This is a genomic window from Candidatus Poribacteria bacterium (genome assembly GCA_021295715.1).
Lineage (GTDB): Bacteria > Poribacteria > WGA-4E > WGA-4E > WGA-3G > WGA-3G.
On record JAGWBV010000135.1, the window covers coordinates 1 to 6,090 of the forward strand.

5 protein-coding genes are annotated in these 6,090 nt (G+C 46.1%); all 5 read right to left on the minus strand.

Annotated elements, in window-relative coordinates:
- Positions 1 to 74: 74 nt before the first annotated feature.
- A complete protein-coding gene (locus tag J4G07_21525) occupies positions 75 to 368 on the minus strand; it encodes a hypothetical protein (protein MCE2416566.1) in 294 nt (97 codons plus the stop codon).
- A complete protein-coding gene (locus J4G07_21530; protein MCE2416567.1) occupies positions 343 to 807 on the minus strand; it encodes a hypothetical protein in 465 nt (154 codons plus the stop codon). Before J4G07_21530 ends, J4G07_21525 begins: the two co-directional genes overlap by 26 nt.
- 244 nt (positions 808 to 1,051) lie before the next feature.
- The gene (locus J4G07_21535) at positions 1,052 to 2,767 is read right to left on the minus strand and encodes a tetratricopeptide repeat protein (GenBank protein MCE2416568.1); all 1,716 of its coding nucleotides are present in this window, start codon (positions 2,765 to 2,767) and stop codon (positions 1,052 to 1,054) included.
- A 166-nt stretch (positions 2,768 to 2,933) separates the two neighbouring features.
- Positions 2,934 to 4,361: a sulfatase gene (locus tag J4G07_21540; protein ID MCE2416569.1), complete on the minus strand. Its 1,428-nt coding sequence runs from the start codon at positions 4,359 to 4,361 to the stop codon at positions 2,934 to 2,936.
- Positions 4,362 to 4,615: 254 nt separating this feature from the next.
- Positions 4,616 to 5,971: a sulfatase-like hydrolase/transferase gene (locus J4G07_21545; GenBank protein MCE2416570.1), complete on the minus strand. Its 1,356-nt coding sequence runs from the start codon at positions 5,969 to 5,971 to the stop codon at positions 4,616 to 4,618.
- Positions 5,972 to 6,090: the final 119 nt, after the last annotated feature.

Here is a 6,090-nt window from a genome sequence, read left to right on the forward strand (position 1 = left end):
TTCACTCCGTTCTACCTGCAGGAAATACCCAATCAAAAACACCTACAAAAAGTCAAAATAACGTTGACAAACTACTAGTGTGTCTCTTGCGGAGATAATCCCCACTCGCGCCACATTGAGAGATTAAAAAGCACGCCATCTGTTTTTATGTGGTCCACTCCCGCAGTCATTTTTACCAATTCGCTTGAATGAATTAATAAATACTCCTCTACTTCAAGAACCATCCTGTCAATTTCGGCAAGAAACCCACCAGCGGATAATTCATAATTCCGCGGATTGGTTTCGACCTGTCGGAGTTTTTCGACCTGTTTCTCAAACCGGTTAACTCGATCTAACGTTGCTTTAAGTTCTTGATTGTTCTGAATCATTATGAATTACCTCAACTATACCCCGTCGCGAGTTGTCACGTTTAACTTGCCAGTCTTCCACTGCTTCCTGCTCACTCGTAATCGTCCCCTGTTTCCGAATCCAGAAAACACTCGCTCCAAAAACCGCTTGGGTCTTCTGTGGATCAAAAACGAGAGCGACTTCACCATGCACTTGAGTGACATCAAACGAATCCTCCATCAGCAGAAAAATATCTACGTCCGCGGGGACCGGTTTGGCAGTTACAAACGAACCAAATACAACAAATCTCACCACTTTTTCAGTGCTGTGTGCCAACACAAAGATACGTTCTAATCGTTGTCCAACTAACTCCCTTTGTTCAGTTCCTGTGCCAAAATGCTGTAGAATTTCTGTCAATGTTGCTTGATGAATTCCTACGGGTAGATCGCCATTATTGTCAAATGCGGGCCATTTTTTCATGTGAATTTTGGTCTTGGTCCTACCCGTGCATCAGCATTGCAATGAGTTTTCTTGTCTTTCACAACTACATCCGTATGTGAAAGAGTAATGAAGGCTTACTTATAACTTTCCCGCCACAATTCGGGTTGCTTGCAGGCAATGATAATACATTCTTCGTGTAGATGTCAATTGAATATTATAAAGAATCAGCGCAAAGTTGTAGAAGCTATAAACGGTGGGAGACTCGGAAGACCTACCAATCAATTCACAATTTACTAAACATTTGTGGATCCAATTCTATCGCCTTTCTAAAGTCTCTAAGAGCAAGATTAGTTTTACCTTTTTCGCGGTAAACAGTGCCTCGCCCTAAGTACGCTTTGGCATAGTCCGATTTGTGGACTATCGCTTTGTCATAGTCTTCAATAGCTTTATGAAATTCCTTTTTGATAAAGTAAGCAGTACCACGATCGCAATAGGCTTCAGCATAGCCCGATTTGTGGACTATCGCTTTGTCATAATTTTCAATAGCAGATTCTATTTCATTTCTGGCGAGATAAATAATAGCACTATTGCGATAGGCTTCAGCATAATTTGGTCGAAACTTTATTGCTGCAGTATAGTCAAGAATAGCCTTGTCAATTTCGCCATTTTCGCGGTAGGCGACACCTCGATTATTATAGGCTTCAGCAAAGTCGGGTTTGAGTTGTATAGCCTCACTTAAATCTTTAATAGCAAGGTTGATACTACCTTTATTACAGTAAGCAGTACCGCGATTGTAATAAGCTTGAGCATAATTTCGGTTCATGTCTATCGCTTTGTTATAGTCTTTGATCGCAAGATTAACCTTGCCATTTCTCTCGTAAGCATTGCCTCGATTGTTATAGGCTTGGGCAGATTTTGGTTTAAGTTGTATAGCTTTATTCAAATCCTTGATAGCCTTATTAATTTCCCCCCTATCACTGTAAATAGCACCACGATTGTAGTAGGCATCAACATAATTTGGATCCAACTCTATTACCTTACTCAAATTTTTAATGGCTTTTTCAAAGTCCCCTTTTTCCCGATAAGCACTCCCACGGTTGTAATAGGCATCGGTAAAGTCAGTTTTGAGTTTCATAGCCTCGGTAAAGTCTGTAATAGCCTTGTCAAACTCGCCTTTTTTCCCATACGCCGTACCGCGACCACAATAAGCATTAGCATACCCATGTTTCAGTCGTATAGCCTCGGTAAAGTCTGTAATAGCCTTGTCAAACTCGCCTTTTTCGGTGTAAGCCGTGCCGCGATTATAATAGGCTCCGGAATGATCTGGTTCCAGTTCCATTGCCCTATTAAAATCTACAAGGGCTTTGTCAAATTGGTGTCTTTTACCGTAAGCAGCACCGCGATTGTTATATGCATTTGCATAAAGCGGGTTGAGATCCATAGCATCTGAGTAGGCCGCTATTGCCATGTCTAATTGCCCAAACATCATTAGAGCATTTCCGAATTGGAATGCCAACTTAGAATGCAGTTCTTTTTCAGATATATCGGACGACGGATCCTCCTGAACCTGCTTTTTATCTATGGCTTTTCGGATACCATTCACCACATTTTGCCAGCCTTCACTCTTATCCTCCCATTTGGTAATGGGCAAGCCTTTGTCAGGAAGAGCTTGAAAATCACTTAGTTGATGATTTAACCAATCGCAATGCTCAAGGATGATTGGAATAACCCTTATCTCTGCATTTAATGCCGCTGCCAATTTTTTATTACAGTTTTCAGAGTCAAGGCTATGAGCAGAAGTCACATAAAGCAGAAGGTCGGAGTCCGCCAGATCACTGAAAATAGCATCACGCCATTTGTCGCCCGGTTGGATTTCGTTGTCATGCCAGATGCTAATTATACCTTCACGTTTCAGAAGGGCAAGACGCGTTATCAACTCGTCCTTTTCTGTTGTATTTTTATGCGAGTAGGTAATAAAAATCTTTAAAGGTTTACTCACGACTCCTCTCCTCTACAATGTGAGCTACTTGAGGGTAATAATAACATGCAAGGTGAACAGATGTCAAGTAAACCTAACAAGGCAGACAGAACACACATTTTATCTGACTTTGAAGCGGTTGAAAGAGTGGATCTGAGGTACGGTATACGCTGTGCGCCTACTATTTTTAGGTTAGCGTTGCAGTTCGTAGGATAATCCGATCCTTTGTCCAATTATCGCGATACCACGTACACGCCTCAAAGGTATCGTTGAGCACATCCATGCGCTGCTGCAACATCGCTCGGAATTGCTCTCGGAGTTCGGTCAATTCGGGTTCGTCAATCAGGTTATGGGTTTGGAACGGGTCAGCAATATTATCGAAGAGTTTCTCACTTCGATCCGGACGATGGACGGCGTAGGTGTGTTGCTTTGTGCGGAGCGCACGCCACTCATACCCGTCCTCCCATTTGGCGGTACATCCCATTCCTTGCATGAACGCTGCATCCGGTTCATGAGCAGGTCTGTCAAACGCAGCGTCGCTGAGATCCGTCCCTTCAACAGCCTCTGGAATCGGTAAATCCATCATCGACAGTAGTGTCGGCATGATGTCGGGTGTGTTCAAGCATGCATCTGAGACATGATCCTCCGGAACCTGCCCCTGCCACCGAACAAGGAACGGAACACGCACCGCTTCCTCATAAAAGATGTTTTTTGCACGGCGCCCCTGTGCGCCGAACATTTCGCCGTGATCAGAAGTGAACACAAAGATTGTGTTATCTCGCAAACCGAGGTCATCAACGGCTTGTAGCAACCGTCCTATATTCCTATCCAGATTCGCGGTCATCGCATAATAAACACGCATCCACTCAGGGAGCGCAGCACGCTCCGCCTCGGACATAATAGCCCACGTATCGCCGTAAGGGTCATTTTCGTCGCGATAGTTTGGCGGTAACGGGAAGTCAACGTCTCGGAAATTCTCATAATCAGCGGTTGGAACGTTGTCCTGTGTCCAAGGATCGTGCGGTGTCCCGATTGAAAGGAAAAGTGCGAACGGATTATCGCTCGTTGATGTCCGTTGCAGGTAATCAATCGCCATATCCGTTTGACCGTCGGGTTCATACCCCGGAAGTACAATCTTTTCAGGTGAGTCTTTGTGGTAAGATGCATCAAAGTACAGGTGATGAAAATTGTAAGCCGACCACTCGCCATCGAAACCGAGTCGATGGCGTCCGGGCGGAATGTAAGAATTCTTGGGGTCGTTGTGTCTCCCCAATTGATTTGCCCACAGATGCCATTTCCCGATGTAGCTTGTCTGGTAATCGTTGCGATGCAAAACATGACCGAAACAGTCATGATTCGGGTTCATGCGGAGCTCATTAATCGCCATACCGGTGCTACTGGCGTATTTACCGGTGAAGAGCGAGGCACGATACGGAGCACACATTGGGCTACCGGAGACAGCGTTGCAGAAATTCGCGCCCTCTGTGGCAAATTTATCTATATTGGGTGTGCGTGCGCGGGTATCCCCAGCGTAGCCACACGACTGGTAGCGGAGTTGATCGGCGAAAACATAGATAAGGTTCGGCTGCTGCATTGTTGAAGTTGAACGGGACATTTTTAATTATACCTTGCGGAGAAAGGACGTGGGTTAGAACTTTGACGTGCCTTCCTTAAATCCGCCTTCCATTTCATTACAGGCTACGAGTTTCCGGTTAATTCTGATGAAGTGTGAACCCCGTAGGGTGAAATCTCTGTAGGGTTCCAACGTAAGAATCGTTATGTTTTCTGATGCCTGCAGCATAGCATATTTTAGGAGATCATTCAAACCAAAAACTCGGTAAGTCGTTTGCCGCTCGCGGAAAGGATTGACTACGAATTAGGAGGCTTTCTCCACTGTCCTTCAGTGACCTGATCTACAAGAATACGCGCTTTTTGACTCGCTCGAACCTGTTTTTCGATTTCAACGGGATCCCATTCTGCCAAGAGTTGTGCTTCAAGTTCTTGGCAGATTGCTTGATATCTCTCGTCATTAGCGAGATTCCGAAATTCATTTGGATCTTCAGCAATATCGTAAAGTTCTGGCACATCACCGAGGCTATAGTTGAATTTATATCGTCCTTTCCGCAGCATCGCCATCGGACGTTCAACACCATGCGCGAGGTATTCGGAGAACGCGAAATCTTTCCAATCACTTGCGACTCCCTCCGTCAAAGGCAACAGACTGTTCCCATCCAGTTGACTTAAGGGTTGAGCACCCGCAACATCAACAAGCGTTGCTGTTAGATCCACGAGAGAGACGACTTCATCAATATGCTTGCCTGCGGACAATCGGTCAGGGAACATTATCTGTAGCGGCACACGAACAGATGCCTCATAGAAATTCGACTTTCGCCACATCCCGTGTTCACCGTTCATTTCACCGTGGTCGCTGGTGTAGACGACAACTGTATTCTCCAACTCCCCGGTCTCTTCAAGTGCCTTGAGCAAGTTGCCAATTTTTTCATCAAGATAGGTAATCAAACCATAATAGCCAGCGCGCCCGCGACGGACAAGTTCCTCTGGAAAGTCAACACAGCCGAACATACGTCGCATCCGTTGATATACAGGATGCTGGTTTTCGAGGTGTCCGTCTGGAATGTTGGGGAGATCGATCTCTTCAAGCGGGTAAAGATCCCAAAATCGTTTCGGCACGACGAGAGGGAAATGTGGTGCGATAAACGAGACGTTGAGTGCCCAGGGTTGTTCCTGTCGTGCTGGGTCTCGGAGATACGCCAGAGCCTCTGTTTCTGCGAGGTCGTCTACCTCGATCTCCTCGGTTGTTCCCGGGCGGGCTTGTGCAAGCCCTTGCCATGGACGCTGTGCTGGTGGTATCCCATTATCCCAGTCTGTAAGTCCGTGCTGTCGTTCTGCGTGCAGATCCCGTGCAAGTTGTGCTCGAAACCCATGGAGCTGGTCCATCCCACCGAAATGCTGTTTTCCAGAAAGCACAACATCGTAGCCTTCTGCCCGTAAGAGATGTGCCCATGTAACAGCATCCGGACGCAGCGGTGCCGCGTTGTCCCATGCACCAATGTGATGGATGTACTTACCCGTCATAAAGGACATCCGGGACGACATACAGAGCGGCGAATTGCAGTACGCATTGGTGAAGGTAACACCCTCCTCAGCGAGCCTATCCATGTGCGGAGTTTGAACGAGAGGATGCCCGTAGGGACCGCTGTACATGGGTGCATGCTCGTCGGACACAATGATGAGAAGGTCGAGGTGTACTGCCTGCGGTTTTTTAGACCACTCCCTAATATAAGATTGTGCTATAATACAATCTCATTGAAAGGAGCATCCAA